15 protein-coding genes and 1 pseudogene are annotated in these 18,147 nt (G+C 57.6%); 10 read left to right on the top strand and 6 right to left on the bottom strand.

The features are described from left to right. Positions 1–144 precede the first annotated feature (144 nt). The 4 genes and pseudogenes from parC to GO007_RS10805 all read left to right on the top strand — a co-directional run bounded on the left by parC (position 145) and on the right by GO007_RS10805 (position 7,254). Positions 145–2,403, top strand: coding sequence for a DNA topoisomerase IV subunit A (parC, locus tag GO007_RS10820; RefSeq protein ID WP_095099535.1), 2,259 nt, complete (start codon positions 145–147; stop codon positions 2,401–2,403). Between the two features lie 270 nt (positions 2,404–2,673). Next, positions 2,674–3,411 (top strand): 1-acylglycerol-3-phosphate O-acyltransferase, encoded by a 738-nt coding sequence (gene plsC, locus GO007_RS10815; protein WP_095099532.1) that lies wholly within the window; start codon positions 2,674–2,676, stop codon positions 3,409–3,411. 84 nt (positions 3,412–3,495) lie between these two features. Further along, complete coding sequence (gene ftsP / locus GO007_RS10810) at positions 3,496–4,908, top strand: cell division protein FtsP (protein ID WP_095099529.1); 1,413 nt, start codon at positions 3,496–3,498, stop codon at positions 4,906–4,908. Positions 4,909–4,959: 51 nt separating this feature from the next. Next, positions 4,960–7,254, top strand: a pseudogene (locus tag GO007_RS10805) (YgiQ family radical SAM protein). Positions 7,255–7,337: 83 nt separating this feature from the next. On the opposite strand, the gene dkgA reads toward GO007_RS10805, so the two are convergent. Further along, positions 7,338–8,165, bottom strand: a complete 828-nt coding sequence (gene dkgA, locus GO007_RS10800) for a 2,5-didehydrogluconate reductase DkgA (protein WP_095099523.1) — start codon at positions 8,163–8,165, stop codon at positions 7,338–7,340. 145 nt (positions 8,166–8,310) lie between these two features. Continuing rightward, positions 8,311–9,474, bottom strand: coding sequence for an alcohol dehydrogenase (yqhD, locus tag GO007_RS10795; protein WP_095099521.1), 1,164 nt, complete (start codon positions 9,472–9,474; stop codon positions 8,311–8,313). Positions 9,475–9,670: 196 nt separating this feature from the next. Between yqhD and GO007_RS10790 the strand changes: the two genes are divergently transcribed. Beyond that, complete coding sequence (locus GO007_RS10790) at positions 9,671–10,570, top strand: AraC family transcriptional regulator (protein WP_095099515.1); 900 nt, start codon at positions 9,671–9,673, stop codon at positions 10,568–10,570. 53 nt (positions 10,571–10,623) lie between these two features. Here GO007_RS10790 and yghB read toward each other — a convergent pair whose 3' ends face one another. Together yghB and metC are read right to left on the bottom strand one after the other, a co-directional pair. After that, positions 10,624–11,283, bottom strand: coding sequence for a DedA family general envelope maintenance protein YghB (gene yghB, locus GO007_RS10785; RefSeq protein ID WP_095099512.1), 660 nt, complete (start codon positions 11,281–11,283; stop codon positions 10,624–10,626). Positions 11,284–11,413: 130 nt separating this feature from the next. Further along, complete coding sequence (gene metC, locus GO007_RS10780) at positions 11,414–12,601, bottom strand: cystathionine beta-lyase (RefSeq protein WP_095099509.1); 1,188 nt, start codon at positions 12,599–12,601, stop codon at positions 11,414–11,416. A 247-nt stretch (positions 12,602–12,848) separates the two neighbouring features. On the opposite strand from metC, the gene exbB reads away from it, so the two are divergent. From exbB to GO007_RS10765, 3 genes are all read left to right on the top strand, one after another. Then, a complete protein-coding gene (gene exbB / locus GO007_RS10775; protein WP_095099506.1) occupies positions 12,849–13,580 on the top strand; it encodes a tol-pal system-associated acyl-CoA thioesterase in 732 nt (243 codons plus the stop codon). Positions 13,581–13,586: 6 nt separating this feature from the next. Next, entirely contained in the window at positions 13,587–14,012 is a 426-nt protein-coding gene (exbD, locus tag GO007_RS10770) for a TonB system transport protein ExbD (RefSeq protein ID WP_045856883.1), read from the top strand. Between the two features lie 139 nt (positions 14,013–14,151). Further along, positions 14,152–14,646, top strand: a complete 495-nt coding sequence (locus tag GO007_RS10765) for a TIGR00645 family protein (RefSeq protein WP_041147753.1) — start codon at positions 14,152–14,154, stop codon at positions 14,644–14,646. Positions 14,647–14,687: 41 nt separating this feature from the next. Here the strand turns inward: GO007_RS10765 and mgrA are convergent, their stop codons facing one another. Further along, on the bottom strand, positions 14,688–15,728 hold the full coding sequence (mgrA, locus tag GO007_RS10760; RefSeq protein WP_095099502.1) for an L-glyceraldehyde 3-phosphate reductase: 1,041 nt from the start codon (positions 15,726–15,728) through the stop codon (positions 14,688–14,690). Between the two features lie 147 nt (positions 15,729–15,875). On the opposite strand from mgrA, the gene yghX reads away from it, so the two are divergent. Continuing rightward, positions 15,876–16,763, top strand: coding sequence for a YghX family hydrolase (gene yghX / locus GO007_RS10755; RefSeq protein ID WP_095099499.1), 888 nt, complete (start codon positions 15,876–15,878; stop codon positions 16,761–16,763). A gap of 79 nt (positions 16,764–16,842) precedes the next feature. Next, positions 16,843–17,130 carry a DUF2623 family protein gene (locus tag GO007_RS10750; RefSeq protein WP_095099496.1) on the top strand — a complete coding sequence of 96 codons (288 nt, stop codon included), beginning with the start codon at positions 16,843–16,845 and terminating at the stop codon, positions 17,128–17,130. Between the two features lie 34 nt (positions 17,131–17,164). Here GO007_RS10750 and yghU read toward each other — a convergent pair whose 3' ends face one another. Next, complete coding sequence (gene yghU / locus GO007_RS10745) at positions 17,165–18,031, bottom strand: glutathione-dependent disulfide-bond oxidoreductase (RefSeq protein ID WP_095099493.1); 867 nt, start codon at positions 18,029–18,031, stop codon at positions 17,165–17,167. Positions 18,032–18,147 lie beyond the last annotated feature (116 nt).

The raw sequence follows: 18,147 nt of genomic DNA, 5'->3' as shown, positions 1-18,147 counted from the left end.
CTCTGAGCGGGCCGCCGCCGTCGCTCTCCATTGCAGAATCCTCAACCGGTCTAACGCCCTGTGACTCAGGGCGTTAGATAGGGTATTATCGCGGGTAGTTTTGCCGTCCGAACGGTCGGTACGCAGATTGAGGATTCACGATTAATGAGCGATATGGCAGAGCGCCTTGCGCTGCATGAATTTACGGAAAACGCCTACCTGAATTATTCCATGTACGTCATCATGGACAGGGCGTTGCCGTTCATTGGCGATGGCCTGAAACCGGTCCAGCGGCGCATCGTTTATGCGATGTCCGAGCTGGGTCTGAACGCCACCGCTAAATTCAAAAAATCCGCCCGCACCGTCGGTGACGTGCTGGGTAAATATCACCCGCACGGCGACAGCGCCTGCTATGAGGCGATGGTGCTGATGGCGCAGCCGTTCTCTTACCGCTACCCGCTGGTGGACGGTCAAGGCAACTGGGGCGCCCCGGACGATCCCAAATCCTTCGCCGCGATGCGTTATACCGAATCCCGCCTGTCAAAGTATGCGGAGCTGCTGCTGGGCGAGCTGGGCCAGGGAACCGTTGACTGGGTGCCTAACTTTGACGGTACGATGCAGGAGCCGAAAATGCTGCCTGCGCGTTTACCGAATATTCTGCTCAACGGCACCACCGGTATCGCTGTGGGGATGGCAACCGATATTCCGCCGCACAACCTGCGCGAAGTTGCCAAAGCGGCCATCACCCTGATTGAAAAGCCGCAGACTTCGCTCGACGAGCTGCTGGATATCGTTCACGGACCGGATTACCCCACCGAAGCTGAAATCATTACCCCGCGCGCTGAGATCCGCAAAATCTATCAGAACGGCCGCGGCTCGGTACGCATGCGCGCGGTGTGGAAAAAAGAGGACGGCGCGGTGGTGATTAGCGCGCTGCCGCACCAGGTTTCCGGCGCCCGCGTGCTGGAGCAAATCGCCGCGCAGATGCGCAATAAAAAGCTGCCGATGGTTGACGATCTGCGCGACGAGTCGGATCACGAAAACCCGACCCGGCTGGTGATCGTTCCGCGCTCCAATCGCGTGGATATGGATCAGGTCATGAACCATCTGTTCGCGACCACCGATCTTGAAAAAAGCTACCGCATCAACCTGAATATGATTGGCCTGGACAATCGTCCGGCGGTCAAAAACCTGCTGGAGATCCTGACGGAGTGGCTCACCTTCCGTCGCGATACCGTCCGTCGCCGCCTGAACTATCGTCTGGAGAAGGTGCTCAAGCGCCTGCATATCCTTGAGGGTTTGCTGGTTGCGTTCCTGAACATCGATGAAGTGATCGAAATCATCCGCCACGAAGATGAGCCCAAGCCGGCCCTGATGTCGCGCTTTGGCATCAGCGAAACGCAGGCGGAAGCGATCCTCGAACTGAAGCTGCGTCATCTCGCCAAGCTGGAAGAGATGAAAATCCGCGGCGAGCAGGGCGAGCTGGAAAAAGAGCGCGATCATCTGCAGGCTATTCTGGCGTCCGAGCGCAAGATGAATAACCTGCTGAAGAAAGAGCTGCAGACCGATGCCGACACGTTTGGCGATGACCGCCGTTCGCCGCTGCGCGAGCGTGAAGAAGCGAAGGCGATGAGCGAACACGATATGCTGCCGTCTGAACCGGTGACGATTGTGCTGTCGCAAATGGGCTGGGTACGCAGCGCCAAAGGTCATGACATTGACGCTCAGGGGCTAAGCTATAAAGCCGGCGACAGCTGGAAAGCATCGTCGAAGGGCAAGAGCAATCAGCCGGTGGTGTTTATTGATACCACCGGGCGCAGCTACGCAATCGATCCGATTACGCTGCCGTCGGCCCGCGGCCAGGGCGAGCCGATTACCGGCAAGCTTACGCTGCCGCCGGGCGCCAGCGTCGAACATATGCTGATGGAAGGCGACGACCAGAAGCTGCTGATGGCCTCCGACGCCGGCTACGGCTTTGTCTGCACCTTCAACGACCTCGTCGCGCGCAACCGTGCCGGTAAGGCGCTAATCTCGCTGCCGGAAAATGCACGGGTGATGCCGCCGCTGGTGATTGAAGACGAGTCCGACATGCTGCTGGCTATCACCTCTGCCGGACGCATGCTGATGTTCCCGGTCAGCGATCTGCCGCAGCTGTCGAAAGGCAAAGGCAATAAAATTATCAATATTCCGTCTGCGGATGCCGCTTCCGGGCAGGATGGCCTGGCGCATCTGTTTGTGCTGCCGCCGCAGAGTACGCTGACGATCCACGTCGGCAAACGGAAGATCAAGCTGCGTCCGGAAGAGCTGCAAAAAGTCACCGGCGAGCGCGGTCGCCGCGGTTCGCTGATGCGTGGACTGCAGAAAATCGATCGTGTGGACATTGATTCGCCTCATCGCGCCTCGGCGGGCGATAGCGAAGAGTAATATGGGCATCCTCCTCCGCAGGGAAGAGGATGTTAACATTTGCCGCCAAACCGTTGTTTATTCGGCCGTTGCGATTAACAATAGACGCAAAATCATTCAAGATAGCCCGGGGGCGTCAGTCGCTCCCGGCGTCTTCAACGGGCGAACAGCGAATCTGTATCCTGATTAATACCAGCGGCGGCCCGTAAGGGTCGGACAATGCAGCCTGCGCGCGAGCAGCCTGCGGTATAACGGGTATTATTCTCTGCGGTTTGGGTTTTAGAGGTAGCTATGCTATTTATTTTTCGACTAATTATCGTTGTTATTTACTGTATTTTTGTCTGCATATTTGGCTGTATTTACTGCTTATTCAGCCCGCGTAACCCGAAACACGTGGCGACCTTTGGCCATCTTTTTGGTCGGCTCTCTCCGGTATTCGGTCTGAAGGTGGAAACGCGCAAGCCCGCCGATGCGGAAAGCTATGGCAACGCGATATACATCGCTAATCACCAGAACAACTATGATATGGTGACGGCAGCAAACATCGTGCAGCCGCCAACCGTCACCGTGGGTAAAAAGAGCCTGATGTGGGTTCCGTTTTTTGGCCTGCTGTACTGGCTGACGGGGAACCTGCTGATCGATCGTAATAACCGGGCGAAGGCGCACGGGACGATCGCTCAGGTGGTGAATACGTTTAAAAAACGCAAAATATCTTTTTGGATGTTCCCGGAAGGAACGCGCAGCCGTGGCCGTGGCCTGCTGCCGTTTAAAACCGGTGCTTTTCACGCGGCAATCGCCGCTGGTGTGCCGATTATTCCGGTATGCGTTTCCAATACATCGAATAAAATTAATCTCAATCGCCTGAAAAACGGTCTGGTGATTGTTGAAATGCTACCGCCGGTTGATACCAGCGAGTTTGGTAAAGACGGCGTTCGCGCGCTGGCGAAACACTGCCGCGAGCTGATGGCTGCGAAGATTGAAGAGCTGGATCGCGAAGTAGCGGAACGTGAAGCCGCGGGTATGAAATAAACAGGAAACGCCGGGCTAACGCGAGCCTGGTGCTAGCGGGAAACGAATTCCCTTTTTGATTTATCAGTATTTCATGGAGTTAATATGTCACTCAGTCGGCGTCAGTTTATTAAGGCTTCAGGCGTAGCGCTGTGCGCGGGAGCCGCGCCGCTGAACGCACATGCCGCCGGCCAACAGCCAGCACTGCCCGTTCCTCCGCTGCTCGAATCCCGCCGCGGCCAGCCGCTGTTTTTGACCCTGCAGCGCGCGCACTGGTCATTTACGCCGGGCACCCGCGCGTCGGTGTGGGGCGTAAACGGTCGCTATCTTGGGCCGACTATTCGCGTGTGGAACGGCGATGACGTTAAGCTGATTTACAGCAACCGCCTGGCTGAAAACGTCGCCATGACCATTCGCGGCCTGCAGGTTCCCGGCCCGCTGATTGGCGGCGCGGCGCGGATGATGTCGCCGAACGCCGACTGGGCGCCGGTGCTGCCTATCCGCCAGAGCGCCTCCACCCTGTGGTATCAGGCGAATACGCCAAACCATATGGCCAAACAGGTCTACAACGGCCTGGCGGGGATGTGGCTGGTGGAAGACGAGGTCAGCAAAAATCTGCCCATTCCTAACCACTACGGCGTGGATGATTTTCCGGTCATTATTCAGGACAAGCGGCTGGATAATTTCGGCACGCCGGAATACAGCGAGCCCGGCAGCGGCGGCTTCGTCGGCGATACGCTGCTGGTTAATGGCGTACAGGGCCCGTACGTAGAGGTCTCGCGCGGCTGGGTGCGTCTGCGCCTGCTGAACGCCTCTAACTCCCGCCGCTATCAGCTGCAGATGAGCGATGGCCGACTGCTGCACGTTATCTCCGGCGATCAGGGGTTTCTGCCGGCGCCGGTTTCGCTGAAACAGCTCTCTCTGGCTCCCGGCGAGCGGCGTGAGATCCTGGTGGACATGACCAACGGCGATGAGGTGTCGATTACCTGCGGCGAAGCGGCGAGCATCGTCGATCGCATTCGCGGTTTCTTCGAGCCCTCGAGCATTCTGATTTCGACGCTGCTGTTAACCCTGCGCCCAACGGGCCTGCTGCCGCTGGTCACCGACAGCCTGCCGGTACGCCTGCTGCCGACGGATATTTTGACCGGGACGCCGACCCGCAGCCGCGATATCTCGCTCGGCGACGATCCGGGGATTAACGGTCAGCTCTGGGATCCGCAGCGCATCGATATTACCGCCCAGCAGGGAACCTGGGAGCGCTGGACGGTACGCGCCGACAGACCGCAGTCGTTCCATATCGAAGGGGTGATGTTCCAGGTGCGCAACGTCAACGGTTCCACGCCGTTCCCGGAAGACCGCGGCTGGAAAGATACCGTCTGGATCGACGGGCAGGTGGAGCTGCTGGTGTACTACGCCCAGCCCTCCTGGTCACACTTCCCGTTCCAGTTCCTTAGCCAGACGCTGGAGCTCGCCGACCGCGGCTCGATTGGCCAGATCCTGGTTAACCCGGCGCCGTAATACCCGCTACCCTAACCGGCCAACGGTTAGGGTAAGAGAAAAACTCCCTTCATTTCCTGTGGCAATCCGGCTTATAATCGCCGCCCTTTGGTTATTTTTTTATCATTTTTTCCCCCGGAAGCAATATGAGCGCAATATCCCTGATCCAACCGGATCGTGACCTTTTTTCCTGGCCGCAATACTGGGCCGCCTGTTTTGGCCCCGCGCCGTTTTTACCCATGTCACGCGAAGAGATGGATCAACTTGGCTGGGATAGCTGCGACATCATTCTGGTAACCGGCGATGCGTATGTCGATCACCCAAGCTTCGGCATGGCTATCTGCGGCCGCATGCTGGAGGCGCAGGGGTTCCGCGTCGGGATTATTTCCCAACCGGACTGGAATAATAAAGATGACTTTATGCGCCTGGGTAAACCGAACCTGTTCTTCGGCGTAACCGCCGGCAACATGGACTCGATGATCAACCGCTACACCGCCGACCGCAAGCTGCGCCATGACGACGCCTATACCGCGGGCAACGTCGCCGGCAAGCGCCCGGATCGCGCGACTCTGGTCTATACCCAGCGCTGTAAAGAGGCGTGGAAAGACGTCCCGGTTATTCTCGGCGGCATTGAGGCCAGCCTGCGTCGCACCGCGCACTATGACTACTGGTCCGATACCGTGCGCCGCTCGGTGCTGGTTGATTCCAAGGCCGATATGCTGATGTTCGGCAACGGTGAACGCCCGCTGGTAGAAGTGGCGCACCGCCTGGCCGCGGGCGAGCCGATTACGCAGATTCGCGACGTGCGCAATACCGCAATCATGGTGAAAGAAGCGCTGCCGGGCTGGAGCGGCGTCGATTCCACCCGTCTCGACACTCCGGGCAAAATTGATCCGATCCCGCATCCGTACGGCGAAGATCTGCCGTGTGCGGACAACAAAACCGTTCAGCCGGCAAAACAAGAGGTTAAACCGGTCACCGTTCAGCCGCCGCGCCCGAAACCGTGGGAAAAAACCTACGTCCTGCTGCCGTCCTTTGAGAAGGTCAAAGGGGATAAGGTCCTGTACGCCCACGCGTCGCGTATTCTCCATCATGAAACCAACCCGGGCTGCGCGCGCGCGCTGATGCAAAAGCACGGCGAGCGCTATATTTGGGTTAACCCGCCGGCCATTCCGCTGTCGACGGAGGAGATGGATAGCGTGTTTGCGCTGCCGTATCAGCGCATTCCGCACCCGGCGTACGGCGATAGCCGCATCCCGGCATATGAGATGATCCGCTTCTCTATCAATATTATGCGCGGCTGCTTCGGCGGCTGTTCCTTCTGTTCGATAACCGAGCATGAAGGGCGCATTATTCAGAGCCGTTCCGAAGATTCGATCATTAACGAAATCGAGGCGATTCGTGACACGGTTCCCGGCTTCACCGGGGTGATTTCCGACCTCGGCGGCCCAACGGCCAATATGTATATGCTGCGCTGCAAGTCGCCGCGTGCGGAGCAGACCTGCCGTCGCCTGTCGTGCGTATATCCGGACATCTGCCCGCATATGGATACCAACCACGAGCCGACGATTAATCTTTATCGCCGCGCCCGCGATCTGAAGGGGATCAAGAAAATCCTCATTGCTTCCGGGGTGCGCTATGACATTGCCGTGGAGGATCCGCGCTATATCAAAGAGCTGGCGACCCACCACGTCGGCGGCTATCTGAAGATCGCCCCTGAGCATACCGAAGAAGGGCCGCTGTCGAAGATGATGAAGCCGGGGATGGGCAGCTACGATCGCTTCAAAGAGCTGTTCGATAGCTACTCAAAACAGGCGGGGAAAGAGCAGTATCTGATCCCGTACTTTATCTCCGCGCACCCGGGCACCCGCGATGAAGATATGGTGAACCTGGCGCTGTGGCTGAAGAAAAACCGTTTCCGTCTGGATCAGGTGCAGAACTTCTATCCGTCGCCGCTGGCGAACTCAACCACCATGTATTACACCGGCAAAAACCCGCTGAGCAAAATTGGTTATAAAAGCGAAGACGTGGTGGTACCGAAAGGGGATAAGCAGCGCCGCCTGCATAAAGCGCTGTTGCGCTACCACGATCCGGCAAACTGGGTCCTGATCCGCCAGGCGCTGGAGGCGATGGGTAAAAAGCACCTGATCGGCTCACGCCGCGACTGCCTGGTGCCTGCGCCGACGCTGGACGAGATGCGTGAAGCGCGTCGCCAGAATCGCCATACTCGCCCGGCCTTGACAAAGCATACGCCGGTTGAGCATCAGCGGCAGGCGCCTGCCGGCGGAGCGAAAAAACGCGTTCGCTCAGCGTCCCGCTAAAACGAAGTGCCCCGGCAGCGCAAGTCTGGCCGGGGTGACGGAATAAAGGGATGAGGTTGCCCGGAGAGGGCGGCCGCTGCGCCACCGTCCGGGATAACCGAAAAACCGCCCTGCGGTCAGGAAGGAAGGTTAACCGCCAAACTGGTCAGGGTCTGGCCCGAGGCGCTTGTTAATATCCAGCTTCGCCATTGCTCCCAGTTCGTCTTTATCGAGACGGAAGTCCCAGACGTTAAAGTTCTCCACGATACGCGAAGGGGTCACCGATTTAGGGATCACCACCAGGCCGTTATCGAGATGCCAACGGATCACAATCTGCGCCGGCGTCTTGCCGTACTTATCGGCCAGCTCGCGGACGATTTTCTGATCGAATACGCCTTCGCCGCCCTGAGCCAGCGGGCTCCAGGATTCGGTCTGGATTTTGTGCGTCGCGTTCCAGGCGTGCAGCTGGCGCTGTTGCAGCAGGGGATGGAGTTCGACCTGATTAATAACCGGTACCACGCCGGTTTCATCGAGCAGCCGCTGCAGATGGTGGACCTGGAAATTACAGACGCCAATGCTTTTTGCCAGCCCCTGTTTTTGGAGCTCAATCATGCCCTTCCAGGCTTCAACAAAATGGTCGATCGCCGGAACCGGCCAGTGCATTAAATACAAATCGACGTAGTCGAGCTGCAGCTTGTTCAGGCTCTCCTGCAGCGCTTCGTGCGGGCGTTTTTGATCGTCGTTCCATAGCTTGGTGGTGATAAACAGCTCATCGCGAGGGACGTCAGCCTGGCTCAGCGCGCTGCCGACGCCGGCTTCGTTTTGGTACGCGGCGGCGGTGTCAAAAGAGCGATAACCGACTTCCAGCGCCTTGTGAATGGCGGAGACGACCTCCTCGTTGCCTGCTTTCCACACGCCGAGGCCCAGCTGTGGCATCAGGTTGCCGTCGTGCAGTTTTATCACGGTTGGATGTGTCATGCCTTCCTCCTGTTAATGAAACTTAGCGGGGTACATTTCGCTAAGGGGTAGCATTAAGTCTGGACGAAATAGCTAAAAACGGTAGTTAAACTCCTCTCCTTCGCATCCGATGACCCGAAGGAGAGGGCGTATCAGCAGGGGAAAATTAGCGTGCAGCCTCGTAAATACGGCGGCTGACGTCGAGAGTGATATCCTGGTTTTCACCGAGCTGAGTCATCCCGTGTTCTTCCAGTTTAGCCAACAGCGCCGGGATGGAGCTACCGTCAAGACCGTAGCCGCTCAGGCGAGTCGGTACGCCGAGCTGCTCGAAGAAATTGCGCGTTGCGGCGATAGCCGCGTCGATACGCTCATCTTCAGAACCTTCGGTGATATTCCACACGCGGGCGGCGTATTGCAGCAGCTTAGCGCGTTTGGTATCGCGTTTTTCATTCCACAGCACCGGCAGAACAATGGCCAGAGTCTGGGCATGGTCAAGGCCGTGCATGGCGGTGAGCTCATGTCCCAGCATATGCGTTGCCCAGTCCTGCGGAACGCCGGCGCCGATCAGGCCGTTTAACGCCTGGGTCGCGGCCCACATAATGTTGGCGCGCACGTCGTAGTTTTCCGGCTCTTTCAGCGCTTTCGGGCCATCTTCGATCAGGGTCAGCAGGATGCCTTCGGCAAAGCGGTCCTGGATTTTGCCATCAACCGGATAGGTTACGTACTGCTCAACGGTATGGACAAATGCGTCAACCACGCCGTTGGCAACCTGACGCGGAGGCAGGGTGTAGGTGTAGACCGGATCGAGAATCGCAAACACCGGCTGCACGTGGGAAGACATAAAGGCGCGCTTGTCCCCGGTGGTTTTACGTGAAACTACGGCACCTTTATTGGACTCGGAGCCGGTCGCCGGCAGCGTCAGCACGGAACCCATCGGGATGGCGCTTTTGACATTTTTACCGTAGGTTTCGAGGATTTCCCACGGATCGACGCTTTCATCATAATGCGCGGCGGCCGCGATAAATTTCGTCCCGTCGAGCACGGAACCGCCGCCAACCGCCAGCAGGAAGGTGATCTGCTGTTCACGGGCAATTTTGACCGCGTTCATCAGCGTTTCGTAGGATGGGTTCGGTTCAATACCGCCGAATTCCAGCACCTCAAAATCGCTGAGCGCGCTCAGGGCCTGATCCAGCACGCCGGTTTTTTTCACGCTGCCGCCGCCGTAGGTGACCAGAATACGGGCTCCCGCCGGGATTTGATCGCGCAGGTTTTCGATGGCACCTTTACCAAAGAGGATACGGGTTGGGGTATACAGATCGAAATTGTTCATTGCTCATCACCTCAATAAGAGAAAACTGCCGGCAGAGAAGATATCCCGGCCAGATGACGGACATTGTGGTCCCCTCATCCGTTCCCCTCAATGCACATTCCTGCCGATGTCTTGCCCATTTCTCCGTGGGGCTGGAGAAAAAGCTGCGGAATGCGCACAATGAAGTCGTGAAAAAACGACTGGAGAGTCACCGTAAATGAAGCGTTCCCAGATATGTCAGCTGCTAACTGAAAAGGTTAACAATCTGAAAAATAACGAAGAAAAACTCAGCGAACTCCTGCCTGATATTCGGTTATTGTACGGCACGCAGCCGGGAACGCGCACGCCGGTGATGTATCAGCCAGGCATCGTTTTTCTCTTTTCGGGTCATAAAATTGGTTACATAAATGAGCGGACTTTTCGTTACGACACCAATGAATATCTGCTGCTGACGGTACCGCTGCCGTTTGAGTGCGAGACCTTCGCGACGCCGGAGGTTCCGCTGGCGGGGCTACGGCTGAACGTTGATATTCTGCAGCTGCAGGAGCTGCTGATGGATATTGGCGAGGATGAGCGCTTCCAGCCCGCGGTGGCATCGAGCGGAATCAACTCGGCGGCGCTCTCTGAGGAGATTTTGTGCGCCGCTGAACGGCTGCTGGACGTGATGGAGCGGCCGCTGGATGCGCGCATTCTGGGCAAACAGATTATTCGCGAGATGCTTTACTACGTGCTGACCGGGCCGTGCGGCGGGGCGCTGCTGGCGCTGGTGAGCCGGCAAACCCACTTCAGCCTGATCAGCCGCGTCCTCAAGCGCATTGAAAGCCAGTACACCGAGAACCTGAGCGTCGATCAGCTGGCGGCAGAGGCCAACATGAGCGTCTCGGCGTTTCATCACAATTTTAAATCGGTCACCAGCACATCACCGCTGCAGTATCTGAAAAGCTATCGCCTGCATAAAGCGCGGATGCTGATGATCCACGACGGGATGAAGGCCAGCGCGGCGGCGATGCGCGTAGGCTACGAAAGCGCGTCGCAGTTCAGCCGGGAGTTTAAGCGCTATTTTGGCATGACGCCGGGCGAAGATGCGGCGCGGATCAGAACGATTCAGGGGATGTGACAGGAAGCGTACGCTCCGGGGAAGGCGCGCCGGCGCCCTCCCGGGAAGGTCAATCAGGCGCTGCAGAACTTTTTCTTAATGACCACCACCAGCGTACCCAGCAGGCCGGCAACCAGCAGAGCGATAGGCAGGATCATCAGGCAGGTCATCACCTGATCTTCGTGGCGCTTGACGAAAGGGATCATGCTCAGCGCATATCCGAGTCCGGTAACCACGCCGACCCACAGCAGCGCGCTGAGCCAGTTGAAGAACTGGAAGCGGCGGTTGGAGAGCCCGGAAATACCGGCCATTGTTGGCAGCAGGGTGCGCACAAAGGCCAGGAAACGCCCGGCCAGCAGGGCCAGCAGCCCATGCTTATCAAACATGCAGGTCGCACGCTGATGATATTTTTGCGGTAGATGGGAAAGCCAGCCCTTAACGGTCTCGGTATTGCCGAGCCAGCGCCCCTGGACATAGCTCAGCCAGCAGCCGAGGCTGGCCGCCGTCGTCAGAATGGCGAGGGTGGGCACAAAGTCCATGACGCCTTTAGCAATCAGCGCGCCGGCGAGCAGCAGCAGGCTGTCACCGGGTAAAAATGAGGCCGGCAGCAGACCGTTCTCGAGAAACAGGGTCGCGAACATGACCAGATATACAACGCCCACAACGTGAGGGTTCGCCAATGCGGCAAAATCATGTTGCCAGAGCGCGGCGACAATCTCTTGAATAACAACCATGGACTTTCCTAAGTGGTACCGTATTTTTGACTAGTGTACTCCTGAAGAGGCCCGAACACCTTGATCCCGGGCGCAACAAAAGCGGCCGCCTCTAACAGAACGTCCGCAATTATTGCCACTGGCTGTCACTTTACACGATACGCGCGAAGCCCGCCGCTAAATCCGCCAACAGATCGTCAACATTTTCTAAACCGATATGGACGCGGATCAGCGTGCCGCTGAAATCGACTTCAGCCTCAGGACGGATGGCGGCGATGTGCTCCGGCTGGTTAGCCAGGATCAGCGATTCAAACCCGCCCCAGGAGTAGGCCATGCTGAACAGGCTGAAGTTGTCCAGATAAGCGGACAGCTCGGCATCGTTCAGCCGCTTATTGAGAATAAACGAGAACAGACCGCTGCTGCCGGTAAAGTCGCGCTTCCAGAACTCATGCCCTTTGCTGCCCGGCAGCGCTGGATGGTTGACCCGCGCCACCTGCGGGTGCTGCGCCAGCCATTCGGCGATGCGCAGGCTGCTCTCGTGGTGCTGACGCAGGCGCACGCCGAGGGTGCGCAGGCCGCGGCTGGTCATATAGGCGGTATCCGCGTCGAGCATCTGCCCCATCAGATAGGCGTTCTCACGCAGCTGGTCCCAGCAGCGCGCGTTGGCGACCGCGGTGCCGACCATCGCATCGGAGTGGCCAATCAGGTATTTGGTGCCGGCCTGAATAGAGATATCGACGCCGAAATCCAGCGCCCTGAACAGCACGCCTGCAGCCCAGGTGTTGTCGATCATGATGATCGCTTCCGGGGCAACGCTGCGCACGGCCGCGACGATCGCCGGAACATCGTGGACCTCCATAGTTATCGACCCCGGAGATTCGAGAAATACCACGCGGGTATTCGGCTGGACCAGACGGGCGATATCGGCGCCAATCAGCGGATCGAACCAGCCGGTGCTCACGCCGAGTCTGGCAAGCACTTTGGTACTAAAATCCTGGCTCGGCTCATAGGCGGTATTGGTCATCAGAACGTGGTCGCCCTGCTCAACAAACGCCAGAATCGTATTGGCCACCGCCGCCGCGCCGCAGGGGAACAGGGCGCAGCCGGCGCCGCCTTCCAGCTCGCACATGGCTTCCTGCAGCGAGAAGTGGGTCAGCGTGCCGCGGCGGCCGTAAAACAGCTCGCCTTTCGCCCGGTTGCGGGTGGCATGTTTCTTATCTTCGACGGTATCGAATACCAGCGATGAAGCGCGCTGAATCACGCTGTTTACCGATCCTAAGGTATATTTTTTACTGCGCCCGGCGTGGACCAGAGCGGTATCAAGATGTTTGTCAGCCATGTTTTTGCCTGTTTTTATACGTCTGGACGTCTAAACTAGCATGAATACCCGGATGTGTACCGGCTAACGGCGGATACAGGCAAAAATTTTACCAAATCCCCGGCGGCCACTTTTTTACTGCGTAAGCGCAAGGAAAATAAACGTGATTTGCTGCACAGTGTAAATACTAATGAGAACCACTATCAATTCGATGCCGTTTTGATATTATTATGCTCAGATTTTGTGATTTACGTCCTGGAGACTCAGAGTGGGTAATAATTTGATGCAGGCGGATCTTTCCGTTTGGGGTATGTATCATCATGCCGATATTGTCGTTAAGGTCGTGATGATCGGCCTGATTCTGGCGTCGATAGTCACATGGGCTATCTTCTTCGGCAAGGGTGCGGAAATCCTCTCCAGCAAGCGCCGCCTCAAGCGCGAACAGCAGTTACTTGGCGAAGCGCGCTCCCTCGATCAGGCCAGTGATATCGCCAACGCTTTCCATCCTAAAAGCCTGAGCACGCAGCTTATCAATGAAGCGCAAAACGAGCTGGAGCTTTCGGCCGGCGTCGAAGATAACGAAGGCATTAAAGAACGTACCGGTTTCCGCCTTGAGCGCCGCGTGGCGTTTGTGGGTCGTTATATGGGCCGCGGTAACGGCTATCTGGCGACCATTGGCGCCATCTCCCCGTTCGTCGGCCTGTTTGGTACCGTCTGGGGCATCATGAACAGCTTCATCGGCATTGCCCAGACTCAGACCACCAACCTCGCGGTTGTCGCGCCTGGCATCGCGGAAGCGCTGCTGGCAACGGCAATTGGCTTGTTCGCCGCTATCCCGGCGGTGGTTATCTATAACATCTTCGCCCGTATGATCGGCAGCTACAAAGCCACCCTCGGTGACGTTGCCGCCCAGGTATTGCTGCTGCAAAGCCGCGATCTGGACCTTAGCGCCAGCGGCACTTCCCCGGTACGTACCGCGCAGAAATTACGAGTAGGTTGATGCTTTATGGCAATGCATTTTAACGAAAACCTCGATGATAACGGCGAAATGCACGATATTAACGTGACGCCGTTTATCGACGTCATGCTCGTGCTGCTGATTATCTTTATGGTGGCGGCTCCGCTGGCGACGGTTGATGTGAAGGTGAACCTGCCCGCGTCCTCCAGCCAGCCGCAGCCGCGTCCGGAAAAGCCGATCTATCTGTCGGTGAAAGCGGATAAAGCCATGTTCCTCGGCAACGATCCGGTCACCGAAGAGAACATGATCGGCGCGCTGGATACGCTGACTGAAGGTAAGAAAGACACCACCGTCTTCTTCCGCGCGGATAAAACCGTGGACTATGAGACGATGATGAAGGTCATGGATACCCTGCATCAGGCGGGTTATCTGAAGATTGGTCTGGTGGGCGAAGAGACCGTTAAAGCGCAGTAGCCCTCACCGACATCTCTCCCCAGGCTGGCCTTGTGCCAGCCTTTTTTATGTCTGCCGATCCGCGCGCTGACGGGATGTTGCATTCACGCTGGCAGGTTGCGATATAATGCCGGTCGTTTTTTTTAACTTACAGGGTCTTATGGAACGTTTTCTGGAAAATGCCATGTACGCCTCACGCTGGCTGCTGGCACCGGTTTATTTTGGCCTCTCTCTGGGGCTGGTGGCGCTATCGATCAAATTTTTTCAGGAGATTCTCCACATCCTGCCGCATATCTTCAGCGTGGGGGAGTCGGACCTGATTCTTACCCTGCTGTCGCTGGTGGATATGACGCTGGTCGGCGGTCTGCTGGTGATGGTGATGTTCTCGGGTTATGAAAACTTTGTCTCTCAGCTGGATATCAACGAGGGTAAAGAGAAGCTCAGCTGGCTGGGGAAAATGGACGCCACCTCGCTGAAAAATAAGGTGGCGGCCTCCATCGTCGCTATCTCCTCGATCCACCTGCTGCGGGTGTTTATGGATGCGAAGAACGTGCCGGACAACAAGCTGATGTGGTACGTCATTATCCACCTGACATTCGTGCTGTCGGCGTTTGTGATGGGCTATCTCGATCGCCTGACCAAAGTTAAGCACTGATCCCTGCTTGCCCGGCAGCGTTTGGCTACCGGGCCAGCGATTTACTTATCCGACGAAGCCTGCCACAAATTCAGCTCACCATCCGCCACGTGCTGGTCGATCTGCGTCAGCTCTTCGGCGCTGAAAGTCAGGTTTTCCAGCGCCTTTACGTTCTCTTCTAGCTGCTGCGGACGGCTGGCGCCAATCAGTACCGACGTCACCCGGCTGTCTTTCAGCAGCCAGCTCAGCGCCATTTGCGCCATGCTCTGACCGCGGCCGTGCGCCATCTCCTGCAGCAGGCGCAGGCTCCGGACGTTTGGCTCGCTGAGCATATTTTCCGTCAGGCCACGATCTCTCTTCCCTTCATAAAACATTCGCGAACCTTCCGGGATCTGCTGGAGATACTTGCCGGTCAGCAGGCCCTGTGCCAGCGGCGTAAAGGCGATGCAGCCTACGCCGTGCTCCTCCAGCGTATCCAACAATCCGCTACTGTCGACCCAGCGGTTAAGCAGGTTATAGGAGGGTTGATGGATCAGCAGCGGAATTTTCCACTCGCGCAGGAGCGCGGCCATCTGCTGCGTGCGTTCCGGCGAATAGGAGGAGATGCCGACGTACAGGGCCTTACCGCTCTGCACCGCCTGCGCCAGCGCTGCGGCGGTCTCCTCCATCGGCGTGTTCTCATCAACGCGATGAGAATAGAAAATATCGACGTAATCCAGCCCCATGCGCTGCAGGCTCTGGTCGAGGCTGGCCAGCAGATATTTTCGTGAACTGCCGGAACCATAGGGTCCCGGCCACATGGAATAGCCGGCTTTGGTCGAGATAATGAGTTCGTCACGGTGGGCGGCAAACTCTTCCCGCAGCAGGCGGCCAAAGTTTTCCTCGGCGCTGCCGGGCGGCGGCCCGTAGTTATTGGCCAGGTCAAAATGGGTAATGCCCAGATCGAAGGCCTTGCGAAGCAGGGCTCGTTGGTCATCCAGCGCGTTACCGTGGCTAAAGTTATGCCACAGGCCCAGCGACAGCGCGGGCAGCTGTAGGCCGCTTTTGCCGCAGTAGCGATACTGCATCCGATCGTAGCGGCCAGGGTTAGCGAACCAGGACATGATCTCTCCTTTTTAATTTAAAACGACGTTCTACTTTAGACGCTAAGTCGCCGATGAGGCGTTTGCTGGATCACACTGCGCGAGATTTCTGGCATCCCGGCGAGCTTATGCTTTGCTTAAAGGGCCTTCACTTACGGAGAACATGCGATGACGCGACTGACGGCCAAAGATTTCCCGCAGCAGCTGCTCGAGTACTATGACTACTATGCCCACGGTAAAATCAGCAAACGCGAGTTTCTCCAGCTGGCGGGGAAATATGCCGTGGGCGGAATGACCGCGCTGGCGCTGTTTAACCTGCTGAAACCGAACTATGCCCTGGCGGAACAGGTGGCGTTTACCGACCCGGATATCCGCGCGGAATATATTCACTATCCCTCTCCGGACGGTCATGGCGAAGTGCGCGCTTACCTGGTGACGCCGACGAAGATGGCCGGCAAAGCCGCGGCGGTGGTGGTGGTACATGAGAACCGCGGCCTCAATCCCTATATTGAAGACGTTGCCCGGCGGGTAGCGAAGGCGGGCTATATCGCCCTGGCGCCGGATGGCCTGAGCTCCGTCGGCGGCTATCCCGGCAATGATGATGAGGGGCGAGAGCTGCAGCAGAAAGTCGATCCCGTGAAGCTGATGAACGACTTTTTTGCCGCGGTGGCGTTTATGGCGAAGCATCCGCAGGCGACGGGAAAAGTCGGCATCACCGGTTTTTGCTACGGCGGGGGCGTTTGCAACGCCGCCGCGGTGGCGATCCCTGAACTGGCCTGCGCGGTGCCGTTCTACGGCCGACAGCCGCCGCTCAATGAAGTCGACAAGATTCAGGCGCCGCTGCTGCTGCACTACGCCGGCCTCGATAGCGGAATCAATCAGGGCTGGCCGTCCTATGAAGAGGCGCTCAAAGCGCAGCATAAGGTCTATGAGGCTTATATTTACCAGGGGGTTAATCACGGATTTCATAATGACTCCACGCCGCGCTATGACCGGGCCGCTGCGGAGCTGGCGTGGCAGAGAACCCTGGACTGGTTCGGGAAGTATTTACGCTAGCGCGATCGGCTGAAATAGCGCTACCCATTGCTTAAAAAATCGCTATATAATTTTGTATATAACGATTGAGGGGAAAGCGATGGATAACCATTTTGGTAAAGGTTTAATGGCCGGGCTGCAGGCGGCTCAGGCTGACAGCGCCAGCAGCGCCGCGAATTTCTGTGCCGACTATAAGCGCGGGTTTGTACTCGGCTATTCTCAGCGGATGTTTGAAAAAACCGGCGATCGCCAGCTTAGCGCGTGGGAGGCCGGGATTCTCACCCGTCGCTATGGCCTGGACCGGAACATGATTATGGATTTCTTTAAGGAGGGGAGTTCCTGCACTGCGATGCGCTACTTTATGGCGGGATATCGCCTGGAGCGCTAATAGCCGAAGGCCGAAGCCTTCGGCTGGCGTGGCCTTATGCCTGGCGCTTGTCTTCCGTTTGGCTGTCGAAGTCGCTGGCGCTATGGCGCTCGTGAAGCTGTTCGTCGAGCGGGCCGTTGGTGCGGTTAACGATCCGCCCGCGCTGAACCGCCGGACGGCTGCCTACGTCCTGCGCCCAGCGCAGGACGTTTTTATAGCTCCCGGCGTCGAGGAATTCAGCGGCGTTATAGACGCCACCGAGTACCACGTTGCCGTACCACGGCCAGATAGCCATATCGGCGATGGTGTACTCTTCTCCGGCAACGTAGCGGTTATCGGCGAGCCGTTTATCCAGCACGTCGAGCTGGCGCTTGGCTTCCATCGTGAAGCGGTCGATTGCGTACTCGATTTTCACCGGCGCGTAGTTGAAGAAGTGGCCAAAACCGCCGCCGAGGAACGGCGCCGCGCCCTGTAGCCAGAACAGCCAGTTCAGCGTTTCGGTGCGCCCGGCCGGATCTTTGGGCAGGAAGAAACCGAACTTCTCCGCGAGATAAAGCAGAATGCTGCCGGATTCAAACACGCGCGTTGGCGGCGTGGTTGAGCGATCGCTCAGCGCAGGGATTTTTGAGTTCGGGTTCACCGCAACAAAGCCGCTTGAGAACTGATCGCCTTCGCCGATCCGGATCAGCCAGGCGTCATATTCCGCATCGCTTACTCCCAGCGCCAGCAGCTCTTCCAGCAGGATCGTCACCTTCTGGCCGTTAGGCGTTCCCAGGGAGTAGAGCTGAAGCGGATGTGAGCCGACCGGCAGCTCTTGTTCATGAGTTGCGCCGGAGACAGGACGGTTGATGTTGGCGAACGCGCCGCCGTTGTTCTGCTTCCATTCCCACACTTTCGGGGGTTGGTAGTTATTCTCTGACATGCTGGTCTGCCTTTGTAGTGAGGTGTTCAGGGAGTGTAGCAGGTGGAATATTAAGGATTTAACAGTGTGAGGCTTATTCACCCGCTGCCGATATTCCCGGACGGCTTCCCCGGCCG

It is taken from the genome of Klebsiella sp. 10-1 (assembly GCF_009758445.1).
GTDB classification, from domain to species: Bacteria; Pseudomonadota; Gammaproteobacteria; order Enterobacterales; family Enterobacteriaceae; genus Klebsiella; species Klebsiella scottii.
This window is presented reverse-complemented; position numbering and strand designations above follow the sequence as displayed.